Below are 26300 nucleotides of genomic sequence, written 5' to 3' on the forward strand. Positions count from 1 at the left end.
GAATCGAACTCCTCAGCAGATATATTTACTCTGCTTGAGCACTCAGGGTGACACCGGAGTATGACTGATAGCCACGAATGCTGATATGCCAGGTACCGCTTTGCGGGTTGCTGATGCTGCAGCTTTCATCATTACCCCACTTGTATGGACGGCAATCCCAGGTATTGCGAGTTGGTGCTGAACCATGGCGAACATAGAGATCTGCGTCACCACTACCGCCTGACATCGTTGCATTCAAGGTTGATGCACCACTGCCTACCTCCAGGGTGAAGTGCTGCCATGCATTCGCAGAGCCGGAAAGGTTAGTTTCCTCCCAGCCGTCTGAGTTGCCACCTCCGTCGTCACCTGTGAAGCTGCCTACCAGGCTGACACCGGAGAAGGAACTATAACCGCGTACCATGACGTAATAGGTACCTGCTTGCACGTCTGCATCGTCTATATCACAAGTCTCATTATTGCCCCCGCTGAAAGGACGACAGTCGTAACTGGAAGTAGTTGGAGCAGCGCCGAAGCGTACATAGAGATCTGCATCTCCACTTCCGCCAGACATAGCAAAGCTCAGGCCAGTAGCTCCTGCTGGAACCTCTAGAGTGTAATGAAGTTCATCACCAGAGCTGCCGGATAGGCCATCCACAGACTGACCATTTTCTAATTCACCGGGAGGGGGGGGAGGAGTATCGTCACAGGTAACACCGACAGTATTGAAGGCTGCAGTAACGTCAGCCTTGGTGTATCCCAAGTCAACAGCCGCTTGCTCAACGCCACAGGCAGCTTCGTCATAGTCAGAGTTGGTTCCCCAGTACATCTGATTGGCAAGGACGAACACATCAAACGCCGTGCGGGTATTCCAGCCAGAGGTGTTGGCTATCAGGTAGAATGCGCGGTTGTAAACCCCGGAGCTGTAATGCACATCCATGCCGTTATAGTAGTCATCGGCATGGCCGATGGAGCTTCCATCCTGGGTGGGGTCTTCAAAATAACGCAAGGCTCCACTGGACTTGAAAATCTGGGCTCCAACCAGCCAGTCGTTGCTACCGGTCATGAAGTACTCGGCGGCTTCACCTGAAATATCAGAGAAGGCTTCGTTGATACCGCCCGGCTGACCACTGTAAACAAGATTCGAGTTCTGCTCGGTGAAGCCGTGGCTGACCTCGTGTGCTGTTACATCCAGGCTGACTAATGGGTAGAAGGTGTTACGGCCATCCCCAAATGTCATTTGGCTGCCATCCCAGAAAGCGTTTTCGTAATTGTTGCCATAGTGCACACGTAAACGCAGCTTCTGGGTCAACGGTGAGGTGTTATACCAATCGTTGAACATATTGAAGACCACACCTCCAAAGAAGTGGGCATCGTTCAGCGGTGAGTAGGCGCCGTTGATTTCCTTGTAATCATTATAAGGGCAGGTGAACTGGTGAACGCTGCCGCCGCTGGTACCGTGGTTCAAATCCACAGTTTCCACGTTAGTGGTATCCATGCGGCAGTTGGCATCCACTTCCATAGAGGGGAAGTCAGTGCCGTATTCATAGCGGCCAGTCTTTTGGTTGCCACCAGGGCCCTGAGCATCCTGGAACGTAAGGCCGTCCCAGTGCTTGATTACTTCGCCAGTCATGGCGTCAATGAAGTAGAAGGGGCGCCTGGGTTCTTCGCCGTATTCAACCCAGTTCACCAGATAAGCGAGACGAGCCTCATCTTGCTCATTAATGTAAACAAACAGCTCTTTTTTCTGGTTCTTGGCTTCCAGCTTCAGAACTGGCAGGGATAACGCTCCCTGCATAATTCCTTGTTGGGCTCGTTGAGTAATCTGGTGGTTCATTGCGCGATCGAGGGCGTTATCACCGTCAATAGATGCGCGGACAGTCGGTACTTCGATTTCCAGTCCTGTCAGAACGTCGCCGTGAACTTCAGTAATTAAACCCTGGCCTGAACTGGTTACGGTCTGTCCCCAAACCGGTATGCCTTTATGTGTCTGCTGATAGCGGGCAACAGTTTTTCCGCTTCCGAGGGTCCGCTCACGGACTTTTACCAGAGCCATATCGGACCCTGCGGCAGCGGTTAGCGTCTGCGGCGAGAGCATATCCGGTGTAGCGGGGATGCGATCGGCAGCCTGGGCACTTATAGCCAAAGCTAAAGTGCAGGTAACTCCTATTAGATGTTTCATTGCTAGCTTTCCCTTTATAACTTTTTATATGAAACCGGACGTCCGGGGCCGGGAGATACCCTTATGGGTTACTACAAAAAAATGGCTGGTCGGTACGGGCCGGTCTTTTAGTGCGGTAAGACAGCAGAAGATAACCAGACGTCAGAGGTGGGACCGCACATGCGGTAATGACGTACGCTTTCTCAAACCTGTTACCCGATTTTAACGGGCAACCTGAGATTACCTTGCGTACGCATAGTGGCAACAAAAAGGTGATGATAAACCTATATATTTGAATTGTTTTCGATATTTTTGCTCAGGTAGTCACAAATCAGCAATTAATATCCTGCCGGAGAAATCCGAAAGATACGCCTAATTATTCCTGCTGAATGAGTGGGGTGCCAGTTAAATATTATTTTTAAAAAAATAATGTGATCATTTTTAAGGTTAAACATTTAGAAGGAGGTACTCCCTCTCCCATGAGCTAATTACCCTGTTGAACTCCTCGTATTCATCGCGCTTAATTGCACTCCATGCTTTTACGAATTTCCTGCCAAACATTTCTGCTGCTTCTTCACACTCCAATAAAAGATTTAGGGCATGTTCTTGCGTGCGGGGTAGGGTGATGGGCTCCATGGAGCAGTCGCCCTGGTAAGGTGCGCTGGGTGCCACTTTATTGATCATCCCTAAATAGCCACAGGCGAGAGAGGCAGCAATGGCTAAATATGGATTGCAGTCAGCTCCTGGAAAACGATTTTCCAGTCTTTTTCCTTGAGGGGAGCTGTCGGGAACTCGCAATCCAGTTGTGCGGTTGTCATAGCCCCAGTGCAGGCTGGTCGGTGCAGCCATTTCCGGAGTAAAACGTCTATAGGAGTTTACATTCGGGGCAAAAAAGCTGATAAATCCAGGTGTATATTTCTGCATGCCGCCAATAAAGTTTAAGAATGTTTCATTTTCTTTTTCATTTTTGTCAGTGAAAATATTTTTTCCGGTTTTTTCATTAATGACGCTTTGATGTAAGTGTAGTGCGCTGCCAGGCTCATCCTCCATCGGTTTCGCCATAAAGGTTGCATAAATTCCATGGCGCAGTGCAGTTTCCCTTACTGTCCGTTTAAAAGTGAAAACCTGGTCAGCGAGTCGTAAAGGGTCTCCATGCAGAAAATTTATCTCCATTTGCGCGGTGCCAGACTCATGGATAAGCGTGTCCACATCCAGGCCTTGTGCCTCACAGAAATCATACATATCCTCAATGATAGGTTCGTATTCGTTGGCCGCATCGATGCTATAAGATTGCCGGGTTTTTTCTGTACGGCCAGAGCGACCAACGGGTGCGGAAAGTTTTTCATCCGGGTCTAAATTTCGTTTCACCAGGTAGAATTCCACTTCAGGGGCAACAATCGGCTTCCACCCTTTAGCTGAATATTTTTCTAGAACAAATTTGAGAATATTGCGTGTACTAATCGGATGGGGTCGACCATCGCGTGTATAGCAATCATGAATAATTTGAGCAGTGGGATCATTGGCCCAGGGGTTTAGGCGAACTGAATCGGGATCGGGTACCAAAAGCATATCCGTATCGGCCGGGTCTACCAGTTCGTTATGTTCATCGACGTAGTCGCCGGTCACAGTCTGAACCAGAATGCTTTCCGGAAGGCGGCTGTCCTGGGTGAGGAATTTGTCGGTTGGGGTGAACTTTCCTCTGGCATTGCCCGACATATCAGGTACCAGGCACTCCACCTCGGCGATTTGGTGCTCTGCAAGCCAGTTTGTAATCTTCCGCATCTTAGCCCCTTAGGTAAAATGACCTCTCCCTGTGGTGACTTCAGTATACGCTTGGGCGCCTGCTTGCGTTGTTGTGAGCGAGGGCTGGGGAAAGGGCGCTGCAGATTAATGTGTAGGGTTGACTATGATTGTGACAAAAAGCCTGAGTTAGTATTCAGGAGTGTGTTGTTGCTAATCTTATAAGTTAGTGCTTTTCGGGCGCTCTTATCAGCTCAGGGAATTATTTTAATGAAAGTGCTGAGTGGACATACAGAATCGTACTACGCTGCGAGTGCCAATATGGCTCTTGAATACCCCTTGCTAAATGGGGATTTAGAGGCGGATGTCTGTGTGATTGGCGCTGGATACACCGGTCTATCTACGGCACTGCACTTGGCTGAGAGAGGCTATAAGGTTGCGGTGCTTGAAGCTGAGCGAATATCCTGGGGCGCTTCTGGGAGAAATGGTGGTCATGTTGGGGTGGGCCAACGCCGCTGCCAAAGTGATCTGGAGGAAATGTTTGGCGCCGATATTGCGGCCCGGCTCTGGAAGTTTAGTATCGAGGCGGTGCAACTAGTTGAGCGGTTAATTGTTAAGCATAATATCTGCTGTGATCTCAAACGCGGCATTATGCACCTGGCAGCCAAGCCCAGTCATGATAACTATCTGCGTAAGGAAGCGGAGCTGTTACGGGATCGTTATGGCTACCAGGGGGTGCGATACGCGGATGAGCAGGAAGTACAGGAGCTGGTTGGCTCCAAGCGTTATCTCGGAGCTCAAATTGATAGTGATTCGCTGCACCTGCACCCACTAAACTATGCACTGGGGTTGGCAGCGGCCTGTGTTGGGATGGGGGTAAAACTTTTTGAACACAGCAGAGTGCTGCGTTATCGAGGTGGAAGTCCCTGTGAGATCGTAACTGCCAAGGGGCGAGTCAGGTCACGCAATGTGGTGCTGGCTTGTAATGCTTACTTAGGTAAACTCGAACCGCGCATGGCAGGCAAGATAATGCCCATCAATAACTTTGTAATCGCCACCGAGCCTTTGCCCGATTCACAGGCACAAGAGTTGATTGCCAACGATCACGCGGTACAGGACACGCTTTTTGTTATCAATTACTGGAAGCTCTCAGGCGATAACCGCTTGATCTTTGGCGGTGGTGAGAATTACACGACTCGCTTCCCAGCTGATATTCGCAAGTTTGTGCGTAAAAACATGTTGAAGGTATATCCGCAGCTGGAGAGGACTCACATTGAGTATGGCTGGGGAGGGGCTTTGGCAATTACTTTGAACCGCATGCCACACATGGGCAGGCTGGAACCCCATATTTATTACAGTCAGGGGTATTCCGGGCATGGGGTCCCCACGGCTACGTTTGCAGGTAAGGTCCTTGCAGAGGCAATTGCTGGGGTCGAAGAGCGCTTCGATATTATGGCCAGGATACCAACAGATACCTTTCCTGGCGGCACCCTGTTACGTTGGCCGGGGCTTGTGTTGGGTATGTTCTATCACAGTATGATGGATAAGTTTGGGCGGTAGTTGCTACCTCGGCATTTCGGAGCCTTGTCTTGCCACCAGCGAGGATGACCAGGACAATTATCTCCTTGGTGGATATCTCTATAGTCTTCTGCTCGTGAAATGCCCCTGTATACATCTCGACTCCCGAAGAGATCGGTCTATGTCTCTAACTCTGGCCGCGCTTGTAATGGGAGTTTCCGTAGGCTCTCCCTAGCATTGTTTTTTTCAATAATCATGAGACACTCCATTGCAGGCTTAAGTTATGCGGGATGGAGCTCAATCCTATGAGTTGGATTGGCGGCGCGGCGGGCTGTTTATCGGTCATTTGGTGGAAATTTATCAGCGTATAGAGGTTGCATGCCCACCGAATGAGTTGAACGGTCTTCTAAAGTTTGTTTTGGAAGTTAGCGATGCCCAATTGCTGGTGGCGAGCCAAGAGGTATGTCTAAGTGTACTCTGGAAGATTTACGGCGGGTGCTGGGTGCCCTGCTGGAAAAGTGGTATGGCAACAAAAGGCCCGCTGGGCATGAGTATGTGGAGGGGCCTTGATGGATGCTCGACCCGATAAGTTGGTAATTGCAATTTCTTCGCGTGCATTGTTTAACCTGGGTGAGAGCCACCAGGTATTTGAGGAGCAGGGGTTGCAAGCCTTTTCCCGTTACCAGATTGACCGGGAGAACGATGTGCTGGATAAGGGAGATGCTTTTCCTCTTGTTGAGAAGTTTTTAAAGATTAATGAGCTGCTAGAGGGAGAGCCCCGGGTTGAAGTGATATTACTTTCCCGCAACAGTGCTGATACCGGCTTGAGGGTGTTTAACTCCATCGAGCACTATGGTTTGGATATTACCCGTGCAGCTTTTTGTAATGGCGAGAGCCCTTACCGCTATATCGGCCCCTTTGGCTGTAATCTGTTTCTGTCTACAGATGGGCTGGATGTCCAGCGTGCACTGGAGCAGGGGGTGGCTGCGGCTACCTTGGTGGCAGGTGGGAGTCGCGAGTATCGGGATGACGTGCTGCGTTTTGCATTTGATGGCGACGCCGTTATTTTTTCTGATGAGGCTGAGAGAATTTATAAGCGCGATGGCCTTGCCGCTTTTGCGAAGGCGGAGCGGGCTTCAGCCCAGGAACCACTTGGCGGGGGTCCATTTAAAGGGTTCCTTGAGGCCCTGCAAAAGCTCCAGTCGGAATTCGGCCTGGATTCCTGTCCTATTCGTACTGCCTTGGTTACTGCGCGATCTGCGCCGGCTCATGAGCGAGTGATTCGCACCCTGCGGGCCTGGAATATTCGTGTAGATGAGTCGGTGTTTCTGGGTGGGTTGCCAAAAGGCGAGTTCCTGCGTGCTTTTGGGGCCGATGTCTTTTTTGATGATCAGCCGACACATTGTGCCTCAGCCGCGGAGCATGTTGCCACGGGACATGTGCCCCATGGTATTGCCAATGCTGAAGCCTGATCAAAGAATCCCGCCAGAATGGGATTTATCTCTCAAAGTCGATTGACACTAGCTCCTCTTCACCGGATATTCATCTGTCTGTTGGCCCGGGCTCTAATTCGCTGCTATTCTTTTCGCGCATAACTCAATGTGTTTTTTATAACAAACAATTTATCTGTCAGGGTTGCGCTCGTTCTGGGGCGGGGTGATTGATAGTAAGGGAGGACCTATGAAGCTGCAGCAGTTGCGATATATCTGGGAAGTGGCGCATCACGATCTCAACGTTTCTGCTACTGCGCAGAGTCTCTACACTTCTCAGCCGGGTATCAGTAAACAGATCCGCTTGCTTGAAGATGAGTTAGGTGTCGAAATCTTCGCTCGCAGCGGCAAGCACCTTACAAGGGTCACCCCTGCTGGTGAGGCAATTCTTAAGACGGCCGGCGAAATCATGCGCAAGGTTGAGAATATCAAGCAGGTTGCGCAAGAGTTTAGTAATGACAAGAAGGGCAGTCTGTCTGTTGCCACCACTCACACCCAGGCTCGCTATGCATTGCCCCCGGTTATCAAGCTGTTTATTTCCCGTTATCCGGAAGTGTCCCTCCATATGCATCAGGGCACTCCAATGCAAATTTCAGAAATGGCAGCGGATGGCACTGCGGATTTTGCAATTGCCACTGAAGCGTTGGAATTGTTCAGTGATTTAGTGATGATGCCGGTTTATCGCTGGAATCGCTGTGTACTGGTGCCGAAAGACCACCCCCTGTGCCAGGCCAGCAAACTGGATCTTGAGGAGGTTGCAAAGTACCCAATAGTGACTTATGTATTCGGCTTCACTGGTCGTTCAAAACTAGATGAGGCCTTCCTGGAAAAAGGACTGTCACCGAAAGTGGTATTTACTGCTGCTGATGCGGATGTGATCAAGACCTATGTGCGCCTTGGCTTGGGGATTGGTATTGTGGCGGATATGGCAGTGGATGGAGAGGATGAGGATCTGGTAGCGCTGGATGCCAGCAATTTGTTTGAACCCAGCGTGACAAAGATTGGTTTCCGAAAAGGAATTTTTCTACGCGGTTTTATGTATGAATTTATCCAGCAATTTGCCCCGCATCTAACCCGTGAGCTGGTTGATCAAGCGGCACATGCTGGGAGTCGTGCAGAGGTTGATGCGCTGTTTTCTGGCATGGAACTGCCAGTTTACTAGTCCAGCTATTTAAGAGGCCATGCTTTAAAGGTAGAGGCTAGGAGGCCTCTACCTGAATCATTGGTTGCAGTACTTCTTTGGCGAACTTGAAATAAACGGTATAAATCACCGCTTCCTGGCCTTCCCGCTCAACGACAAAAAAGGGTGCGCGCTCTACTTTGTATTGCTGGGCGATTTTTATTCCGGCGCTCTGTGGGTCGCGCACATCGGCTATCAGCGTCTGGTCGATAAACTTGAGCTGATCATTTCCCTCCAGCTTTTCCTGCACGTCGCGGCACTTGGCGCAGGGAGAGCCATCGGCGAGTACTTTTTTGACCAGTGTGATCTTCACAATAAATTCCTTGATCCGTTATAAGCACCGAAATTGGAGCTATTAACCACGAATTTATCAGAAGGTCTAATAACATTGAAATATCGATCCAGGATAGGGCTATAACCAAAAACTGTAGTCTCACTACAGGAATTGGTGCCAAACGCGGAATTGTCAGCTTCCCATAATCCTATTAGCGTAAAAACTGCTCAGTGGTATCTAAAAGCAGGCGCACCTTGGCTAAGCATTCGCGATGTTCTGCCGCAGGATCCGAGTCTGCGACAATGCCACCGCCCGCTGCGCAGGTTATGCGCCCATTGCTAGCACTGAAAGTGCGGATAGCAATATTGGTGTCAGCTCGGCCACAGCTACTGACGTAGCCGATGCTACCGCAATAAATGCCACGGGGACTGGACTCAAGCTCGCGGATGACTTCCATCGAGCGCCTTTTAGGTGCTCCGGTAATCGAGCCTCCAGGGAAGCAAGCTGCGAGGAGGTCACTGTAAGCAGAGTCCTCTGACATCTCGCCGGTAACAACACTAACGAGGTGGTGAACATTCGCGAAGCTGGCTAGCTGAAACAACTCTGGTACACGCACACTGCCTTTACGACACAACTTACTAAAATCATTGCGGAGTAGATCTACGATCATTAGGTTCTCGGCGCGATCCTTGGGGCTCCTCTGCAGGGTGAAGGCTGCTCTCTGGTCCGCTAGCGGGTCGGCAACCCGGGCAGCAGTGCCTTTGATTGGTTCTGTGCGCAAGCTGTCGCCATCTGCGCGGATAAAACGCTCCGGCGACATGCTCAGTAGGCTTCCCTGAGCTAATTCCATATAGGCAGAAAAGGGACCCGCGACCCGTGTGCGCAGGGCCAGGTAGGCACTGAAGGGGTCGCCTTCATAGGGGGCGCAAAACCTTTGCGTGAAGTTTGCCTGGTAGACATCTCCTGCGGCGATATATTCGAGAATGCGTTCAATCCGAGCGCGATATTCCTCAGCGCTGAACTCATGTTCAAATGGGGCCAGCAGGCGGAACTCCGCCGTGTTCAAAGGCTTTTCCCAGGTTATCGAGTTAAAACGCTCAGTCAATTCTTGCACTTGTCGAGGTGGGCAGGCTGGGTGGAATACCAGGTGGCAGCTGCCTAATTGGTGGTCTGCGATATAAGCCCAGCCATAGAGACCAAAAAAGCCTGCCGGTAAATCGGTAGGGCGGGTGTCCGATGGAAGATAGTTGCCCTCTACCCCAAGTTCATATCCCGCATAGCCGATCACTCCGCCGCAAAAAGGCAATTGCGAGTCCCGCTCCTGTGGGCACAGCTCGCAGGTCAAGTCATCCAGCTGTGAAAAGGGGGCTGGGCTATTTGCATGCAACTCGAGGGTGCTGAGGGGGTCGGCGCTGATGATGTCATAGCGGCCTCCACCAATGGGTCGGCCACTGTCGAGCCATACCGGTGCGGGTAGGTCGGCCACTGCGGCAAAGGCCGCTGCTGTGTTCAGGGAATAGGGCAGGGAGACAATTTGCATATCAAAACATGGCTGTCCGGAAGACGGCGCACACTACACATTTTGTGGCGGCGTGAAAAGTCCACGTGGTTCTTTAGTCAATTCTGCGTTCGATACCGGCTTGTGACATTAAGCGCGTCGCAAGCTCCTCCACTGAAAGCTGTGTGGCATTGAGAAAAGGCACTTGTGCCCTTCGCAACATCTGCTCCACTTGGCGCACTTCGAATTCACATTGCTCCTTAGAAGCGTAGCGGCTATTGGCGCGTCTTTCCTGCCTAATTTGCATCAGGCGCTTGGGATCTATGGTCAGACCAAATAACTTGCGGCGATAAGGGCGCAAAATCTTTGGCAGTGTGGTGGAGTCCATGTCCTCCTCGGTAATGGGGTAGTTGGCAGCACGTAGCCCAAACTGCAGTGCCAGGTACAAGCAGGTGGGCGTTTTGCCGGACCGGGATACGCCGAGCAGTATCACGTCAGCCTGCTCAAACTCACTAACCCTGCGTCCATCATCGTTGTCGATAGCAAAGTGCACCGCATCAATGCGCTCACTATAGCGGCGGTTGTCGGCAATACCGTGGGAGACATTGACGGTCTGTGCCGGGTCTCTACCGAACAGGTTGGCTAATGGTGTCAGGTAGTTTTCGAAAACATCCAGCATCAAGGCGGGACTTTGGTGTAACTGATCGCGGATCTGGTCAGAAACGATACTGGTAATAATGATCGGTTGGAGGCCCGATTCTTTAGCAGCTTTTTCAATCCGCTGAAGTGCTAGCTGTACCTTCTCGTTAGAGTCGATATAAGGCAGGGTTACCTGTTCCACATGCTGGTCCTGGAACTGGGCCAGAAGGCTGTGACCGATAGCTTCCACAGTGAGACCGGTTCCGTCGGAAATGAAAAAAGCGGTGCGCTTGTCTTTTGCCATGATTCTTCTCTATCTGTTGGCAGGTTGCCGGGCGGCGAAAAGGCGCCCAGTATAAAAGGGGTGGGACAAAAGGTCTTTTATTCCGTGATACTGAAATTTTTGTAGAAAATTTACAACATTTTCAACGTATTTTACGGGCTATTTTTTACAAGACTCATCCTTATAATCAGCGCCCACTAATACCTGATTTCAGAGGGGCTTCACTTGACGAACTTCACCATCGACTTCGCAAAACTGGGTATGGACGATGTCGACAAGGTCGGCGGTAAAAACGCATCACTCGGTGAGATGATCTCTTCACTTGCCGGTGCCGGCGTGAGTGTACCGGGCGGCTTTGCAACTACCGCGGAGGCCTTCCAGGCTTTCCTCGCCCACGAACAGTTAGAGCAGCGAATCGCCGAGCGTTTGAAAGGGCTGGACGTTGGTGATGTTGTGGAACTGGCGAAGGCCGGCGACGAAATTCGGAACTGGATTCTGCAAACGCCATTCCCCGCTCAGCTTGAAAAAGAGATTCGTGATGGATACGAGGCTTTGGGCGGTGGTGAGACGGCTGTCGCTGTGCGCTCCTCCGCAACAGCAGAAGACTTGCCGGATGCCTCTTTCGCAGGCCAGCAGGAGACTTTCCTAAACATCCGCGGAGTTGATGCGGTTTTGCAGGCGGTTAAGGAAGTTTTTGCTTCTCTCTATAACGATCGCGCTATTGCTTACCGGGTACATACAGGTTATGCGGATGTGGGGGTAGCCCTGTCTGCTGGTATTCAGCACATGGTGCGCAGTGAAACTGGTGCTGCCGGTGTAATGTTTACCCTGGATACAGAGAGCGGTTTCCGCGATGTAATCTTTATCACTGCTGCCTTCGGTTTGGGCGAGACAGTGGTGCAGGGTGCGGTAAACCCTGATGAATTTTATCTGTACAAGCCTGCCTTGGATACTGGTCGCCCTGCGATTTTGCGCCGCAACCGCGGTAGTAAAGCAATCAAGATGGTATACGACCAAAGTGGTGAGTGCGGCCGTTCTGTTAAAACTGTTGAGGTGGCAGAAGAAGATCGCCAGCGTTTTGCTCTAAATGATGAAGAGTTGACCAGCCTGGCTGTGCAAGCTCGCAAGATTGAAGAGCACTATGGTCGGCCGATGGATATCGAGTGGGCCAAAGACGGTGACACCGGTGAGTTGTTTATTGTTCAGGCTCGTCCAGAGACAGTTCGTTCTCGCGATCAGGGTACCAGTATTGAGCGTTACAGCCTGCAGGAGCGTGGAGAGGTATTGTGTGAGGGCCGCGCGATTGGCCAGCGCATTGGCGCCGGCCGGGTGCGTAAGCTGAAGTCTGTTGAAGATATGGCGGCGATGCAGGATGGTGAAGTCCTGGTGACGGATATGACCGATCCAGACTGGGAGCCAGTACTGAAGAAGGCCAGTGCGATCGTTACCAATCGTGGCGGCCGTACCTGTCACGCGGCCATTATTGCTCGTGAGCTGGGTATTCCCGCGGTGGTCGGCTGTGGCAATGCTACCGAGCTGCTGGAAAGCGGCACTCCGGTGACCGTATCCTGTGCTGAGGGGGATACTGGTTTCGTTATGTCTGGAGAGCTGGATTTCCAGCGTGAGGAAACTGAAGTTTCCGAAATGCCGGATCTGCCATTTAAGATTATGCTCAATGTAGGCAACCCGGATCGCGCATTTGCTTTCAGCCACCTGCCCAATCAGGGCGTAGGTCTTGCACGCTTAGAGTTCATCCTCAACCGCATGATCGGTATTCACCCAAAAGCTCTGCTGGAGCTGGACAGCCTGCCGGAGGACCTGCAACAGAATATCCGTGAGCGCATTGGTGGCTATGCTTCTCCTGAAGACTTTATTGTTGAGAAGCTGGTTGAAGGTATCGCCACCTTGGCCGCTGCTTTCGCGCCTAACCGTGTCATTGTGCGTTTGTCAGATTTTAAATCCAATGAATACGCACACCTGGTTGGCGGCCAGTTGTATGAGCCTAGTGAAGAAAATCCGATGCTTGGCTTCCGCGGCGCTGCCCGCTATCGCTCTGAAGATTTCCGCCAATGCTTCGCTCTCGAATGTCGCGCATTGAAAAAAGTACGCGATGAGATGGGGCTGACCAATGTTGAAATTATGGTGCCCTTCGTACGTACACCGGAAGAGGCTGAGGAAGTTGTTGGCCTGCTTGCAGAGAATGGCCTGCGCCGCGGGGAAGGTGGACTCAAAGTCATTATGATGTGTGAGCTGCCTTCAAATGCCCTGCTGGCTGAGGAGTTCCTGCAGCATTTCGATGGTTTCTCTATCGGTTCAAATGACCTGACTCAGCTCACCTTGGGACTGGACCGAGACTCCGGCCTGGTGGCTGATCTATTCGATGAGCGCAATCCGGCAGTAAAGGCTCTGCTGTCCCGCGCTATCCAGGCTTGTAAGAAAGCCGGCAAATATGTGGGCATTTGCGGTCAGGGCCCTTCTGACCACAAAGACTTTGCCCGCTGGTTGATGGATGAAGGGATAGACAGTGTTTCCCTCAACCCGGATACCGCTGTAGATACCTGGCTATTCCTGGCGAACGAGGAAGCCTAATTTCCTCGCCGATGCGGCCCTTATTGGGCCGCTTTTCTATTTTTCAGTCTAAAACCTGGCTAAAATTTTTTTGCACAAACGCAAAGCGCCCCTGGCCAAAAATTAGGCTTCTGTTGCTGCTTCTCTCGATATCCTCGAAATTTGTCCTGCATTCTTTGTGTGAGACTTGCAGATCACACGCTACCTAAAAAATTCAAACCTCTATGCTTTTTCACCCAGAGAATTATTCATTCTAAGGCTTTGTATTTACCTCAATAGAATCGGAAGAGTCCTGAGGCAGCGCGTTAACCGGAAAAATTCGCGTATTTTGCTTTAGCACTGATTCACCAAATTGGGGATTATCCCCGGGTTGAGCTTGAAAGTGGATTCGGTTGGGCTGTTTCCCTTTCCATCCACTTCAGCAAAGCAGATAAAGTTGTTGAGGTGAGCTATGCAGTTAAGCAGACAATTAAAGATCCCCATTTTGCACATCTTCCTGATGTTATGTCTTTTGACATTGTTGGCGGTGCCCCCTGCAATAGCGAAGCCACGTGGTGGTAACTGGTTTGATGACCGAGCTGCCGCGAGGGGAGGAAGCCCGTCAATCAGGATTGATTTAAGTGAACAGCGAGCTTACTTGTACAAAGGTGGCAAGTTAGTAGGGGTATCCAGGATATCCTCAGGTAAACGCGGTTATAGCACGCGCCCTGGACACTTCCGCGTTCTTTCCAAGCACCCCTATCACCGATCTTCGATTTACGGTAGTTATGTCGACAGGCGCTCGGGCCGCGTAGTGCGGTCTAATGTTAATACCCGTAAGCATCGTCGTCCTGCAGGTACTGTGTATCGTGGGGCCAGAATGAATAATTATATTCGTTTTAATGGTGGAATCGGCTTGCACGCCTCAGGCAGTGTACCCAGATACCCGGCATCCCATGGCTGTGTGCGTATGCCCCCGCATATGGCGAGAAAGTTTTATCGGCATGTGCGTGTTGGTACTCCGGTTAGGGTAACCCACTAGATGAATTTGTAACAGCGAAGGCTTGGCCGGGTATTATCAACAGTGGTGATACCCGGTATTTTTTTGTTTCCCTGCCAGCATTGCCCCAGTATCGCTATCATTCCTCTTTTCCCAATAACTGTGAGATAGCTGATGCCAATTTCTACTCCTGATCTGTGCGATGCCCATGGCGACGAGGTGCGAGTGGTTGAGCCGATGTTTGTAAATTACGGAGGCCGAGAGCGTTTCGGTGGAAAAATTGTAACCATTAAGTGTTTCGAGGATAACTCATTGGTGCGTGAACTGGTGACGGAGCCGGGCCAGGGAAAAGTATTGGTGGTGGATGCGGGAGGTTCTATGCGTAGAGCCTGTTTGGGGGATATGTTGGCAGAGAAGGCCGTGGCAAATGGCTGGGAAGGGATAGTGATGTATGGGTGTATCCGAGATGTCGATGAAATATCTGCGTTGGACCTGGGTGTTCAGGCCCTGGGAACCCACCCGATGAAAACCGAAAAGAAAGGTGTTGGCGAAAGAGATCTTGCAGTTACTTTTGGCGGCGCTACCTTCCACCCTGGAGAATATCTCTATGCTGATAATAACGGCATTATCATTGCCGATAAGCCATTAACCTGAAGTCAGATTCTCTGATTGAGCAAGTTACACAGCGGCGTTATAGGCAACGATTGGCGATATGTGTAGCCCTTTTTCTGTGGGAAAGGCAATTGCCTGCACTGGAGAGCGTGTCCTAGCGACTATCGGCCTGGTCTGCATGGAGTTTTGGGGGAATACGAGCCCTACACTGATAGGTGTTGTTGTCACAATAACTTCCATAAGAACTTCCTAAATCTACTTTTTGTTATCGGTCTTTGGCGCACAAATATATATCCTTTTGGTGAACTTTTTTTTCGCGGAACTTGTTGAATTGTTTGTTTGCCAGGGTTGCTCACCCCGTTTAAAGCGACTGAAGGATAGGTAGACTTTCCTGAACAATGGTGTCAGCTGGCGCATATCTTTACCTCCCTGCTTTCAACGTTCTCCGGCGGGTCATCCATTTCCTCAGGGCGTGGCTCCCCAGCGGAAAACGTCACCTATCATTGTGCTTTGGTAATCCTCGATATCCCGTTGGAAATGGCAGGGTATTTCGCCGTTACTGCCAGTATGGAAGGTAAAAATGAGTGAATGGCGTAAGAAGTTCTTTACCAGGCCTCTTCTCAAAGTCATTAAGCGGGTTCTTCCGCCAATTTCCGAGACTGAGCGCGAGGCGATGGAAGCCGGTGAGGTTTGGTGGGATGCCGAACTTTTATCGGGAAAGCCTGATTGGAAGCAGCTGCTGGACATGGGGCCGCCAGAGCTGAGTGAGGAAGAGAAGGCATTCCTGGATGGCCCCACAGAAGAACTCTGCCAAATGGTAAATGACTGGCAGATCAGCTTTGTCGATCACAATATCCCGGAGCATGTTTGGGACTTCCTGAGAAAAAATCGCTTTTTTGGCATTATCATTCCCAAGAAATACGGTGGTCTTGGGTTCTCCCCCACAGCACATGCCGAGATAGTCACCAAAATTTCCACCCGCAGCAATTGTGTGGGCGTGACGGTGATGGTGCCAAATTCCCTGGGCCCGGGAGAATTACTGTTATCCCATGGTACTCAGGAACAGAAAGACTATTATCTGCCTCGACTTGCGGACGGGACAGATATCCCATGTTTCGCCTTGACCAGCCCCCAGGCAGGCTCAGATGCTGCAGCCATGGTTGACCGGGGTGAGGTTTGTTATGGGGAGTATAAGGGCGAGAAAGTCCTCGGCATGCGTGTGAACTGGCACAAGCGGTATATTACCTTGGGACCGGTAGCCACGGTATTGGGACTAGCTTTCAAACTCTACGATCCAGAGCACATTTTGGGAGACAAGGAAGCGCTGGGAATTACCGTTGCACTAGTACCCACCGATACTCCCGGAATCACAATTGGCCAGCGTCATTTACCAGCCATGCAATCTTTCCAGAACGGACCTAATTGGGGAAAGGATGTTTTTATTCCCATGGATTGGATTATTGGTGGCGAGGAAAATGTCGGGAAGGGCTGGGAAATGCTGATGAGTGCCCTGGCTGCAGGGCGCGGTATTTCTTTACCCTCACTGTCTACTGGCGGGGCCAAGATGGCGGCGCGTACCACAGGTGCCTATGCGCGTATTAGAGAACAGTTCAATGTGCCAGTTGGGCGTTTTGAAGGAGTACAGCGACGCCTGGCAGAGATTGCTTCTATCGCCTTCGTGCTCGATAGTGCCCATAAAACCACAACCCGAGCCCTTGACCATGGACGAAAGCCAGCGGTAATTACAGCCATAATGAAGGCTAATGCCACCTCTGGATTGCGTCATGCAGTTAATGATGCAATGGATATCCATGCTGGCAAGGCGATAATGGATGGCCCCCTGAATTACCTGGGGAATGCCTACCGTGCCGTACCGGTAGCGATCACTGTAGAGGGTGCAAATCTACTGACCCGCAGCCTGATGATTTTTGGTCAGGGTGCAGTTCGTTGTCACCCCTACTTACTGGATGAAATGTTAGCGGCGGAGAATCCAGATGAAGAAGAGGGCTTGGACCAGCTGGATAAGTTATTGCCCAAGCATATGTGGTTCCAGGTAAAGACTCTGTTACGAGGGTTTTTCCATGGCTGGACAGTAGGGCTTTTCGCCAGCAGTCCTCGCAATGTCGGCGGGGCAGCAAAATACTATCGACAATTGAATCGCTATTCGGCAGTGCTCACTTTAGTAACAGAAATTTCTTTGATGAGCCTGGGTGGAGAGTTGAAAAGAAAAGAACTGATTTCCTCGCGCTTGGGAGATGTTCTCAGCCAGCTCTATTTACTCAGCTGCACTTTGAAGCGCTTCTACGACGACGGAAACCCCAAGGATGATTTACCCCTGTTGGAATACTCCATGCGTGATGGACTACACAAGATAGAGGTGAATCTTCTTGAAGTTTTTCAGAATTTTCCTCGACCATTCCTCGGCCAGGTTATGCATTTTCTAACCATGCCCTGGGGACACAGTGTACATACCGCATCAGATCGCCAGGCTCATGCTTGCGCGGAATTATTGCTGACTCCCTCTAAAACCCGGGATCGTCTCACTAGAGGTGTATTCCTGGGCAACCCTGGTGATGGGGTGGATATTGTCGAGCAGGCATTTATAAAAGTTTGCGCGTCAGAGAGAGCTAGGGAAAAGCTCAAGAAAGGGGGAGTGCGTACCCTGAGCCGTGAGAGTGTGGATGAGGGCTTGCAGCGTAATTTGATTAGTGATGAAGAGGCTGATGCTTTGCGTGATGCTGCTGATGCCGTGGATAAGGCAATCCAGGTCGACCACTTTGAGCATTTGGGGGAGGAGTCTGGAAAGATAGAATAACGCTACGTGGAACAAAAAAACTCCATGGAAGGCTCTTCCAAAGAAGCTCCAAGACGCTTTGCCAGTGTCGAGGAGTGTATTGATGCTCTGTTGGCAAAAGTTGGCAAGAAGGTTGTACTGGGTTTACCCCTTGGACTTGGTAAGGCCAACCATTTTGCCAACGCTCTTTATGCCCGCGCTGTTGCCGATCCCTCAATTTCCCTGACCATATTTACGGCTCTCACACTGGAACGGCCTCAGGGGGACAGCGATATCAGTCGTCGTTTTATCCAGCCATTACTGGATCGTTTATACAGTAGTTACCAGGACCTGGGTTATGTCTCACCACGCAGAAAGGAACATCTACCAAAAAATATTAATGTTATTGAATTCTTTATGGAGCCAGGTGCACTGTTGGGAAATCACTATGCCCAGCGACATTATGTAAGTGCGAATTACACCCAGGTGCCTGAAGATCTTCTGCGCTTTGGAGTGAATGTTATTGCCCAGATGGTGGCACCGATGGAGGGGGGAGGACGTTACAGCTTGAGCTGTAATCCCGATTTGACTTTACCTTTGTTGAAACTGACAGCCAATCGGAAAGATCATCGGTTGTTCTTAGTGGGGGAGGTCAATCCGCAGCTGCCTTATATGACCGGTAGCAGTGAATTGGAAGAGAGTGAGTTTGACCTGCTGCTAGAAGGGGAGGTTTTTGATACCCCTTTATTCGCGGCCCCGGCTATCCCGGTCAGCTTTACCGAATACAGTATCGCATTCCATATTGCTAGCATGGTCGCCGATGGAGGAACCTTGCAAGTGGGTATTGGGGCTTTGGGAGATGCGGTCTGCCATGCACTGCGTTTGCGGCATAAAGAAAATGCCCATTACAGAAGTATCATTGAAAAACTGGTTGATCGTGAATCACTCCATTACCGGAAAGATCTTCCGCTGCTTTTGGAAAGTTTTAAGCAGGGTTTGTATGGCGCAAGTGAAATGGTGCCCCATGGTTTTCTGCACTTGCGCAGGGCGGGGGTTTTGTCCCGGGAGGTTTATCAGGATGCTGGGCTGCAACAGTTGTTGGATGGGGATGAAATCACCCATACCGTAAATGAGGAAACCCTGCTCGGATTGAAGAATGCAGGTCGTATCAGTTGTCCTCTCACTCCCGAAGATACAGAATTCTTACAACGCTTTGGTATAGTCGACCCCAGCTACAGTTGGCGCGGGCACAAGCTATTAACGCCTGACGGTGAGGAAGAAGAGTGTGACCTGCACAGCGAGCATGGCCGCAGACGCCTGATTGGCAGCTGCCTGAATAAGAAACTGCGCGGCGGGATCTGGTTGCATGGAGGTTTCTACTTGGGGCCGGAATTAATGTATCGGGAGCTGCGGGATCTTTCTCCTGATGAGCGCGCGGGAATTGATATGACCGCCATTGACTTCACTAATGATCTGCAGTCCCAGGGAGAACTGAAGCGCGCCCAACGTAAACAGGCTCGCTTTATCAATTCCGCCATGATGGTCACGCTGGGGGGCGCAGTGGTTTCAGATGCGCTGGTGGACAACCAGGTCGTCAGTGGCGTGGGTGGCCAGTACAATTTTGTTGCTCAGGCATTTGCGTTGCCGGGAGCACGCTCGGTGATTGCATTACCCAGCACTCGTGTGCGCGGTGGTATATGCGAGAGCAATATTGTATGGGAGTACCCCCATGCCACTATTCCCCGGCACCTTCGCGATGTAGTGGTTACTGAATATGGCGCAGTGGACCTGCGCGGAAAAACCGATCGGGACGTAATGGTTTCCATGCTGAGTATTTGTGATAGCCGTTTCCAGGCAGTATTGTTGGAGCAGGCAAAATTCGCCGGCAAAATCGAAAAGAGTTTTGTCATCCCGCAGTCTTTTAATAACAACACCCCGGAACATATCACTGAAATTTTCTCCGTCGAAAGCACACTGGCGATATTGCCTTATTATCCCCTGGGTACAGATTTCACTGATGAGGAGGCCCTGCTTGCAGTCTCATTGCAGCAGTTGCGTGCGGCGGATCGCAGCTGGTGGCGAATGCTGATGGCAGTGATCCAGGGACGTAAAGTGTGGCATGACAAGTCGACAGGCACTGAGTGGTTACAGCGTTGTTTGGCGCGAATGGGTTACGATCATACCGAAACTTACGAGCACCGCCTGGAAGCTTACATTGTTGCCGCTGCATTACGGAATCACATCGACAGGCGCCGCCCACTGCGTTGGGAGTAAGCCGTTGCCTGCTTAGTATTGTTTTTAACCCTGATAATCACGTTGTTGCGCCTGAATTGCCGTGAGTGCGATGGTGTAGACAATATCGTCGACCAGGGCACCGCGGGATAAATCATTCACCGGTTTGCGCAACCCCTGCAGCATGGGGCCAATACTGACCAAGTCCGCACTGCGCTGCACAGCTTTATAGGTTGTGTTGCCTGTATTCAAGTCGGGAAAAATAAATACCGTTGCACGTCCAGCAACAGGGCTATGTGGTGCTTTCTGAGCGGCTACATTTTCGGTAACGGCCGCATCGTATTGTAGGGGGCCATCGATGATCAGCCTGGGCCTTTTGCGTTTGGCAATTTCGGTTGCTTCGCGAACCTTGTCTACATCTGAGCCACTGCCTGAGGTTCCTGTAGAGTAGCTGATCATGGCTACACGAGGCTCTACGCCAAATGCTTTCGCTGAATCGGCGGACTGAATAGCAATCGCTGCCAGTTGCTCTGCGTTTGGGTCGGGGTTAATAGCGCAGTCCCCATAAACCAAAACTTGTTCGGGCAGCAGCATAAAAAATATAGAGGAAACCAGCTCTTCACCCGGTGCGGCTTTTATTAGCTGCAGAGCGGGACGGATGGTATTGGCGGTGGTGTGAATAGCCCCGGATACCAGTCCATCGACCTCATCCAGAGCCAACATCATAGTGCCGAGTACTACATTGTCATGGAGCTGCTCCTTTGCGACCACTTCTGTCAGGCCCTTGCTCCTACGCAATTCCACCATGGGCTCAATATAATTGTCACGCACAGTTTCCGGATCGGTAATGTGAATTTTGTCAGAGAGTGTTAGACCTTGCTGCTCTGCGACCCTGGCAATGGTTTTTGTATTGCCGAGCAGAATAGGTTCGGCAATATCGCGCTCGGTGCAAATCAATGCTGCCCTGATGGTGCGTGGCTCTTCACCTTCGGGAAGTACAATACGCTTTTTTTTTCGGCGGGCCAGTTCCGTCAGATGATATCGGAAGGCTGGAGGGGAAAGTCTCCGGGGGCGGTTGGAAACCTGGCTCAAAGAATTCACCCAGTTTTCATCCAGGTGACTGGCAAAAAAATCTTGCACCCGGTTCACCCGCTCACGGTCATCTGCCGGTGTACGCAGGTTGAAGGTCTGTAAGTCCACTACAGTGCGCCAAGTATTGCCACTTACCAGCATTACTGGCAGGCCGGTCTCCATTGCTGGTGTGCAGAGTTTATGGACTTCACGATCCAGCCGATAACCCCCAGTTAGCAGCAGGCATCCGATTTTTACCCCGTTCATAGCTGCCAAGCAGGCCGCGGTGACTACATCAGGTCTATCGGCAGAAGTAACTAACAAAGCCCCGGGCTGAAATCGCCTGAGCATATTGGGGAGTGAACGGGAGCAGAAAGTTACATTGTGTAATCTCCGGGTCTCCAATTCTCCCCGGTTGATAAGTTGAGCATCGAAATGCCGCACCAGATCTAATGCGCGGGGAGCCAGAAGATCTGCATTCCAGGGTATACAGCCGACAATACGTAGAGGGGTTTGCCGGTAGAGGGATTCCCTGGTGATTGTGACTTTGTTTTCTGCGGGATCTTCACGTCCGGCACGCATACCTGCCGGTTGAGCACCGGGAGTATCAGTTTGCTCTTCAGGGGCTCCAACCTTATTGATAATGCAGCCCACTACACGGTTGGATTTTTCTCCGCCGAAGGAGTGAACAGCGAACTGTAACCGCTCTCGCAATTGCCTGATATCTCCACCATGAGGGCAGGCTACCAGTACTACTTCCGCATCCAGTGTCTTGGCAATCTGGTAATTGAGTTGGTTGGCAAACTGATTTTCACTGCTGGGTAGTACGCCTTCGATGACGGTCACGTCTGCATGCTGGCCGCCGCTTTGATATCGGGCCAGTATTTCTTCTAACAGATCTGGCATTTTCCCTGTAGAGACCATGGACTCAACATGTTTGGCACTGAAGGAGCGTGGAATATCCAGGTTGGAAACCTGCCGCAATATTTCGTTGGTCCGTTCAATGGTACCGTCTGGAGGCGGCGGCTCGGCCACAGGCTTGTAGAATTTAACTTCCACCTGGATACGCTCCAATGCCCGAATTAAGCCCAGGCTTACGGAAGTAATTCCGACTCCAGCGGCAAGGGGAACGAGCATCAGTGTGCGAGTGCGATGAGACATTTCTAGCGCACCTCAGATGCGAGCCTTGCGGCATCCCTGGCGATTACCCAATCCTCCCTGGTTGGGATTACAAAGATATCCAGCGTACCCGCCTTGGATATGAGCCCCTCGGCACCGAAGCGGGTTGCCTCATTGCGCTCCTGATTCAGTTGATAGCCGAGTGCGCTAAGCCAGCTAATGGTCCTATGGCGTACCCAGGAGGAGTTTTCTCCAATGCCCCCGGTAAATGCCAGGGCGCTGACCCTGCGCAAGGGCACAGTGTAGGCAGCGATATATTTAGCCAATCTATAACAGAATACCTCCAGGGCCAGGCGGGCTCCCTCGTGGCCGTTTTCCATTGCCTCTTCCAGTTCGCGACAGTCATTACTCAAACCGGATAGGCCGAGCAGGCCGCTCTCTCTATTCAGCAGCTGCTCCAGCTCGGCCAGGGAATAGTCCAGGGATTCTCCAAGGTGCAATAGCAGGCCTGGGTCCAGGTCGCCACAGCGGCTACCCATTACCAGTCCTTCGAGGGGCGTGAGTCCCATACTGGTATCCACACTGTGCCCGCCTTTGATAGCGGCAATGGAAGCGCCGTTACCCAGGTGTGCGGAAATTACGTTGGCCTCAGTAGTTGGTTTTCCCAATAGCTCGGCACTGCGCTCGGCAATATAGCGGTGGCTGCTCCCATGCATGCCGTAACGTCGAATATGGTGATCCTGGTATAGCCGGTAGGGCAGTGCGTAGAGGTAGGCATAGTCCGGCATACCCTGGTGAAATGCTGTATCGAACACGGCAGCTTGGGGTACTTGGGGAAAAGCGATCAGGGCAGTCTGGATCCCTTGCAGAGCAGCCGGGTTGTGCAGTGGTGCCAATTCGCAGCAGGAGCGAATTGCGGTCAGGACCTGCTGGTCTATCAATACTGAATCTGCGAATAACTCGCCGCCGTGGACCACCCGGTGGCCAATGGCGAGCAGACGGGCTTTTAGTCCGAGCCAGGTCCCATCAAACCGCTCAACCAGCCAACCAATCACACTTTCGCAGTCATCGCTTGGGGAGAGCGGCTGGCTGTTGTCCTCACTGCAATAACGCCAATTGAGAACTGCCCCGGAACTTCCCAGGGCATCGGCTTGACCTGATAAGTATTCCTCTCCACTGAATGGATCGAGTGCGGCAAACTTCAGTGAGGAGCTGCCACAGTTCAGAATTAGTACTAAGCCGGGGTTGGGCATAGGATGGGTGTCCCTGCGTATATACCCTAAGGCTAGCCAAGTTGGCGCAAAAGTCTTTTGAAAACATGGCTGGGGGTGAGAATAAAAAAGGGCCGCGATTGCGGCCCAAATTTAAAATGCAGAGATTAAAGCGCAGTTTGCTTCAACTGTACTTCTTCAGCAGAAACTTAACTCTCAGGCTGAGAGAAATCGTCAGCTTTTATCAGAAGAAGGCGGCTGGCGCCGCCTTAAACATACCTTTTGGGTATATAAAGAGGGCTTAGCCGAACTGGTTCATGGTGTTGTCTTTACCAGCAGCCTTCAGGGCAGCTTCACCAGCGAAGTACTCTTTGTGGTCGTCACCGATGTCAGAACCTGCCATGTTCTGGTGCTTAACACAGGCAATGCCCTGACGGATTTCTTTACGCTGAACGCCTTTCACGTAGCCCAGCATGCCTTGCTCACCGAAGTACTCCTTGGCCAGGTTGTCGGTAGACAGGGCTGCAGTGTGGTAAGTTGGCAGGGTGATCAGATGGTGGAAGATGCCTGCTTCGCGAGCCGCGTCGGCTTGGAAAGTACGGATCTTCTCATCAGCTGCTGCAGAAAGGTCAGAGTCGTCGTACTCGGCGCTCATCAGGTTGGCGCGGTCGTAAGCGGATACGTCTTTGCCTTCTTCACTCCAGGTATCAAAAACCTGCTGACGGAAGTTCAGTGTCCAGTTAAAGGACGGGCTGTTGTTGTAAACCAGTTTCGCATCGGGAACGACTTTACGGATTTCATCCATCATGCCGCCAATCTGGCCGATATGGGGCTTCTCGGTTTCGATCCAAATCAGGTCAGCACCATTTTGCAAGGAAGTGATGCTGTCCAGGATGCAGCGAGCTTCGCCGGTACCTTTGCGGAACTGGAAAAGGTTGGAAGCCAGGCGCTTAGGACGCAAAAGTTTGCCTTCGCGGTTGATTACAACGTCACCGTTAGCCAGTTCAGAAGCGTCGATTTCTTCGCAGTCCAGGAAAGCGTTGTACTGATCGCCCAGGTCGCCAGGCTCTTTGGTCACAGCGATCTGCTTGGTCAGGCCGGCACCCAGGGAGTCGGTACGGGCAACAATAACTCCGTTATCTACGCCCAACTCCAGGAACGCGTAACGAACAGCCCGGATCTTGGCCAGGAAGTCCTCGTGAGGAACGGTCACTTTACCGTCCTGGTGGCCACATTGCTTTTCGTCGGAAACCTGGTTCTCGATCTGGATACAGCAAGCACCCGCTTCGATCATTTGCTTGGCCATCAGGTAAGTGGCTTCCGCGTTACCAAAACCGGCATCGATGTCAGCGATGATTGGTACAACGTGGGTTTTATGGTTGTCGATCTTGTCCTGTACTGCCTTCTCGGCAGCCTTGTTACCGGCCTCGCGGGCAGCATCCAATTCGCGAAACAGGTCGTTCAGCTCGCGAGCATCTGCTTGACGCAGGAAGGTGTACAGCTCATTGATCAGGTGTGCAACAGAGGTTTTCTCGTGCATGGACTGGTCGGGCAGCGGACCAAATTCACTGCGCAGTGCAGCTACCATCCAGCCGGACAGGTACAGATAGCGGCGGTCAGTATTGCCTTCGAAGTGCTTCTTAATAGAAATCATCTTCTGCTGGCCGATGAAACCGTGCCAGCAACCCAGAGACTGAGTGTACTTGGAGGTGTCCTTGTCGTAATTCTCCATGTCAGCGCGCATGATATTGGCAGTGTACTTGGCAATATCCAGACCGTTCTTGAATTTGTTCTGGGCGCGCATACGGGCAACAGATTCGGGATTGATAGCGTCCCAAGTGCCGCTTTTGCTGTCACGGAGCTTAGCTACCGCGTCGATGTCTTGAGTGTAGGTGGACATGACAGTGTTTCCTTAAAACGGTGACTGCGATTAGGTGTTGAGTATCTTAGGAGGAGTGGCATAATTTGCCTAATTTATTGATTTTATTTTCACTATCGATCTGGCGAATGATGTATGCAACTGGAAAGAGCTGACCTGAACCTGCTGGTGTATCTTGATGTACTGCTGCGAGAACGTAATGTAACCCGTGCGGCAAACTATCTAGGCCTATCCCAGCCAGCTATGAGTAACGGCCTTAAGCGTCTGCGAGAGCTGTTCGATGACCCCCTTCTGGTACGCACTCGCGAGGGCATGATGCCCACCGAGCGTGCCCTGGAGTTGCAGCCGATGGTGCGAGAAGCCCTGTCCAGTATCGATCGGGTGATTCAGCCTAATCGGGATTTTGATCCGGCGAATACACGCCGAACATTTCGAATCATGGCCAGTGACTATGCAGAATCCACTTTGATTCCGCCGCTACTCAAGCAGCTGCGTGATGATGCTCCTGGAATCAGCCTGGATATCATGACCCCCAGTGATGTGAGTTTCGTTGATGTGGAGCAGGGCAAAGTGGATATGGTAATCAACCGCTTTGACAGCATGCCGCAGAGCTTCCATCAGGCTACTGTGTGGCGAGACAGTTTCTCCTGTGTGATGCGGGCAGATAACCCCATGCTTGAAGACTACAATCTGCAAAGCTATTTGAAGGCCCAGCATATCTGGGTCAGTAAAACGGGCATGGGGGTTGGGGTAGGGGTAAACCCAGAGGATGTTCAGAGGCTCGGCTGGGTGGATGAGGCTATTGGGCGCTTGGGGGAAAAGCGCGATATTTCCGTGTTTACACGCCACTATCAGGTAGCCATGCTATTGGCAGAACAGAGCGATTTGATAGTGACAGTTCCCACCCGGCTGGCGCAGCTGGCCAGCGATAATCCGAGGGTTGTGCGAAGGGATCCCCCCCTGGATATTCCACCTCTGGAACTGAAAATGGCTTGGAGCCCCTTATTGCAGCAGAGTGCGCCGCACCGCTGGTTACGCCGCCTGATCTTGGATATCGGTCGGGCTCTGTAAGTGACTGGTGAGTAAGGAAGCATGCG

General features: G+C 51.5%; 18 protein-coding genes. 9 read left to right on the forward strand and 9 right to left on the reverse strand.

Annotated features, from left to right (window positions below; genetic code table 11):
• Positions 1–25: 25 nt before the first annotated feature.
• Positions 26–2158: a M4 family metallopeptidase gene (locus tag ABWV76_RS04240; RefSeq protein WP_020415222.1), complete on the reverse strand. Its 2133-nt coding sequence runs from the start codon at positions 2156–2158 to the stop codon at positions 26–28.
• Between the two features lie 426 nt (positions 2159–2584).
• On the reverse strand, positions 2585–3919 hold the full coding sequence (locus tag ABWV76_RS04245; protein WP_020415223.1) for a glutamine synthetase family protein: 1335 nt from the start codon (positions 3917–3919) through the stop codon (positions 2585–2587).
• 228 nt (positions 3920–4147) lie between these two features.
• Between ABWV76_RS04245 and ABWV76_RS04250 the strand changes: the two genes are divergently transcribed.
• The 3 genes from ABWV76_RS04250 to cysB all read left to right on the forward strand — a co-directional run bounded on the left by ABWV76_RS04250 (position 4148) and on the right by cysB (position 8047).
• The gene (locus tag ABWV76_RS04250) at positions 4148–5437 is read left to right on the forward strand and encodes an NAD(P)/FAD-dependent oxidoreductase (RefSeq protein ID WP_353375331.1); all 1290 of its coding nucleotides are present in this window, start codon (positions 4148–4150) and stop codon (positions 5435–5437) included.
• Positions 5438–5964: 527 nt separating this feature from the next.
• Complete coding sequence (locus tag ABWV76_RS04255; RefSeq protein ID WP_020415226.1) at positions 5965–6867, forward strand: 5'-nucleotidase; 903 nt, start codon at positions 5965–5967, stop codon at positions 6865–6867.
• A 208-nt stretch (positions 6868–7075) separates the two neighbouring features.
• Positions 7076–8047, forward strand: a complete 972-nt coding sequence (gene cysB / locus ABWV76_RS04260; protein ID WP_020415227.1) for an HTH-type transcriptional regulator CysB — start codon at positions 7076–7078, stop codon at positions 8045–8047.
• Positions 8048–8084: 37 nt separating this feature from the next.
• On the opposite strand, the gene ABWV76_RS04265 is transcribed toward cysB, so the two are convergent.
• From ABWV76_RS04265 to ppsR, 3 genes are all read right to left on the reverse strand, one after another.
• A complete protein-coding gene (locus ABWV76_RS04265) occupies positions 8085–8378 on the reverse strand; it encodes a hypothetical protein (RefSeq protein WP_020415228.1) in 294 nt (97 codons plus the stop codon).
• Between the two features lie 172 nt (positions 8379–8550).
• Positions 8551–9879: an aminodeoxychorismate synthase component I gene (gene pabB, locus ABWV76_RS04270; protein WP_020415229.1), complete on the reverse strand. Its 1329-nt coding sequence runs from the start codon at positions 9877–9879 to the stop codon at positions 8551–8553.
• A 73-nt stretch (positions 9880–9952) separates the two neighbouring features.
• Entirely contained in the window at positions 9953–10780 is an 828-nt protein-coding gene (gene ppsR / locus ABWV76_RS04275) for a posphoenolpyruvate synthetase regulatory kinase/phosphorylase PpsR (protein WP_020415230.1), read from the reverse strand.
• 204 nt (positions 10781–10984) lie between these two features.
• On the opposite strand from ppsR, the gene ppsA reads away from it, so the two are divergent.
• The 3 genes from ppsA to rraA all read left to right on the forward strand — a co-directional run bounded on the left by ppsA (position 10985) and on the right by rraA (position 14960).
• Positions 10985–13348: a phosphoenolpyruvate synthase gene (ppsA, locus tag ABWV76_RS04280; RefSeq protein ID WP_020415231.1), complete on the forward strand. Its 2364-nt coding sequence runs from the start codon at positions 10985–10987 to the stop codon at positions 13346–13348.
• Positions 13349–13778: 430 nt separating this feature from the next.
• Positions 13779–14348: a L,D-transpeptidase family protein gene (locus ABWV76_RS04285; RefSeq protein WP_245556727.1), complete on the forward strand. Its 570-nt coding sequence runs from the start codon at positions 13779–13781 to the stop codon at positions 14346–14348.
• Positions 14349–14480: 132 nt separating this feature from the next.
• Positions 14481–14960, forward strand: coding sequence for a ribonuclease E activity regulator RraA (rraA, locus tag ABWV76_RS04290; RefSeq protein ID WP_020415232.1), 480 nt, complete (start codon positions 14481–14483; stop codon positions 14958–14960).
• 24 nt (positions 14961–14984) lie between these two features.
• Here rraA and ABWV76_RS04295 read toward each other — a convergent pair whose 3' ends face one another.
• Positions 14985–15158: a hypothetical protein gene (locus tag ABWV76_RS04295; protein ID WP_282950736.1), complete on the reverse strand. Its 174-nt coding sequence runs from the start codon at positions 15156–15158 to the stop codon at positions 14985–14987.
• Positions 15159–15477: 319 nt separating this feature from the next.
• Between ABWV76_RS04295 and ABWV76_RS04300 the strand changes: the two genes are divergently transcribed.
• Both ABWV76_RS04300 and ABWV76_RS04305 read left to right on the forward strand, forming a co-directional pair.
• Complete coding sequence (locus ABWV76_RS04300) at positions 15478–17733, forward strand: acyl-CoA dehydrogenase (protein ID WP_281166132.1); 2256 nt, start codon at positions 15478–15480, stop codon at positions 17731–17733.
• A gap of 6 nt (positions 17734–17739) precedes the next feature.
• Entirely contained in the window at positions 17740–19965 is a 2226-nt protein-coding gene (locus ABWV76_RS04305) for an acetyl-CoA hydrolase/transferase C-terminal domain-containing protein (RefSeq protein WP_353375332.1), read from the forward strand.
• Positions 19966–19989: 24 nt separating this feature from the next.
• On the opposite strand, the gene pta is transcribed toward ABWV76_RS04305, so the two are convergent.
• The 3 genes from pta to ABWV76_RS04320 all read right to left on the reverse strand — a co-directional run bounded on the left by pta (position 19990) and on the right by ABWV76_RS04320 (position 25224).
• Positions 19990–22155 carry a phosphate acetyltransferase gene (gene pta / locus ABWV76_RS04310; protein WP_353375333.1) on the reverse strand — a complete coding sequence of 722 codons (2166 nt, stop codon included), beginning with the start codon at positions 22153–22155 and terminating at the stop codon, positions 19990–19992.
• A gap of 2 nt (positions 22156–22157) precedes the next feature.
• Positions 22158–23366 carry an acetate kinase gene (locus ABWV76_RS04315; RefSeq protein ID WP_020415237.1) on the reverse strand — a complete coding sequence of 403 codons (1209 nt, stop codon included), beginning with the start codon at positions 23364–23366 and terminating at the stop codon, positions 22158–22160.
• Between the two features lie 259 nt (positions 23367–23625).
• Entirely contained in the window at positions 23626–25224 is a 1599-nt protein-coding gene (locus ABWV76_RS04320; protein ID WP_020415239.1) for an isocitrate lyase, read from the reverse strand.
• A 114-nt stretch (positions 25225–25338) separates the two neighbouring features.
• Here ABWV76_RS04320 and ABWV76_RS04325 point away from each other — a divergent pair, with 114 nt between their 5' ends.
• A complete protein-coding gene (locus ABWV76_RS04325) occupies positions 25339–26274 on the forward strand; it encodes a LysR family transcriptional regulator (RefSeq protein ID WP_020415240.1) in 936 nt (311 codons plus the stop codon).
• The last annotated feature ends 26 nt before the right edge of the window (positions 26275–26300 follow it).

The sequence above is a fragment of the Microbulbifer sp. NBRC 101763 genome, assembly GCF_040371615.1.
GTDB classification, from domain to species: domain Bacteria; phylum Pseudomonadota; class Gammaproteobacteria; order Pseudomonadales; family Cellvibrionaceae; genus Microbulbifer; species Microbulbifer variabilis.

What these genes read in the sequence shown, in the direction of transcription:
- ABWV76_RS04240 (WP_020415222.1), bottom strand. Translation starts at nt 2,158, where the DNA reads ATGAAACATCTAATAGGAGTTACCTGCACTTTAGCTTTGGCTATAAGT.
- ABWV76_RS04245 (WP_020415223.1), bottom strand. Translation starts at nt 3,919, where the DNA reads ATGCGGAAGATTACAAACTGGCTTGCAGAGCACCAAATCGCCGAGGTG.
- ABWV76_RS04250 (WP_353375331.1), top strand. Translation starts at nt 4,148, where the DNA reads ATGAAAGTGCTGAGTGGACATACAGAATCGTACTACGCTGCGAGTGCC.
- ABWV76_RS04255 (WP_020415226.1), top strand. Translation starts at nt 5,965, where the DNA reads ATGGATGCTCGACCCGATAAGTTGGTAATTGCAATTTCTTCGCGTGCA.
- cysB (WP_020415227.1), top strand. Translation starts at nt 7,076, where the DNA reads ATGAAGCTGCAGCAGTTGCGATATATCTGGGAAGTGGCGCATCACGAT.
- pabB (WP_020415229.1), bottom strand. Translation starts at nt 9,879, where the DNA reads ATGCAAATTGTCTCCCTGCCCTATTCCCTGAACACAGCAGCGGCCTTT.
- ppsR (WP_020415230.1), bottom strand. Translation starts at nt 10,780, where the DNA reads ATGGCAAAAGACAAGCGCACCGCTTTTTTCATTTCCGACGGAACCGGT.
- ABWV76_RS04285 (WP_245556727.1), top strand. Translation starts at nt 13,779, where the DNA reads ATGCAGTTAAGCAGACAATTAAAGATCCCCATTTTGCACATCTTCCTG.
- rraA (WP_020415232.1), top strand. Translation starts at nt 14,481, where the DNA reads ATGCCAATTTCTACTCCTGATCTGTGCGATGCCCATGGCGACGAGGTG.
- ABWV76_RS04295 (WP_282950736.1), bottom strand. Translation starts at nt 15,158, where the DNA reads ATGGAAGTTATTGTGACAACAACACCTATCAGTGTAGGGCTCGTATTC.
- pta (WP_353375333.1), bottom strand. Translation starts at nt 22,155, where the DNA reads ATGTCTCATCGCACTCGCACACTGATGCTCGTTCCCCTTGCCGCTGGA.
- ABWV76_RS04315 (WP_020415237.1), bottom strand. Translation starts at nt 23,366, where the DNA reads ATGCCCAACCCCGGCTTAGTACTAATTCTGAACTGTGGCAGCTCCTCA.
- ABWV76_RS04320 (WP_020415239.1), bottom strand. Translation starts at nt 25,224, where the DNA reads ATGTCCACCTACACTCAAGACATCGACGCGGTAGCTAAGCTCCGTGAC.
- ABWV76_RS04325 (WP_020415240.1), top strand. Translation starts at nt 25,339, where the DNA reads ATGCAACTGGAAAGAGCTGACCTGAACCTGCTGGTGTATCTTGATGTA.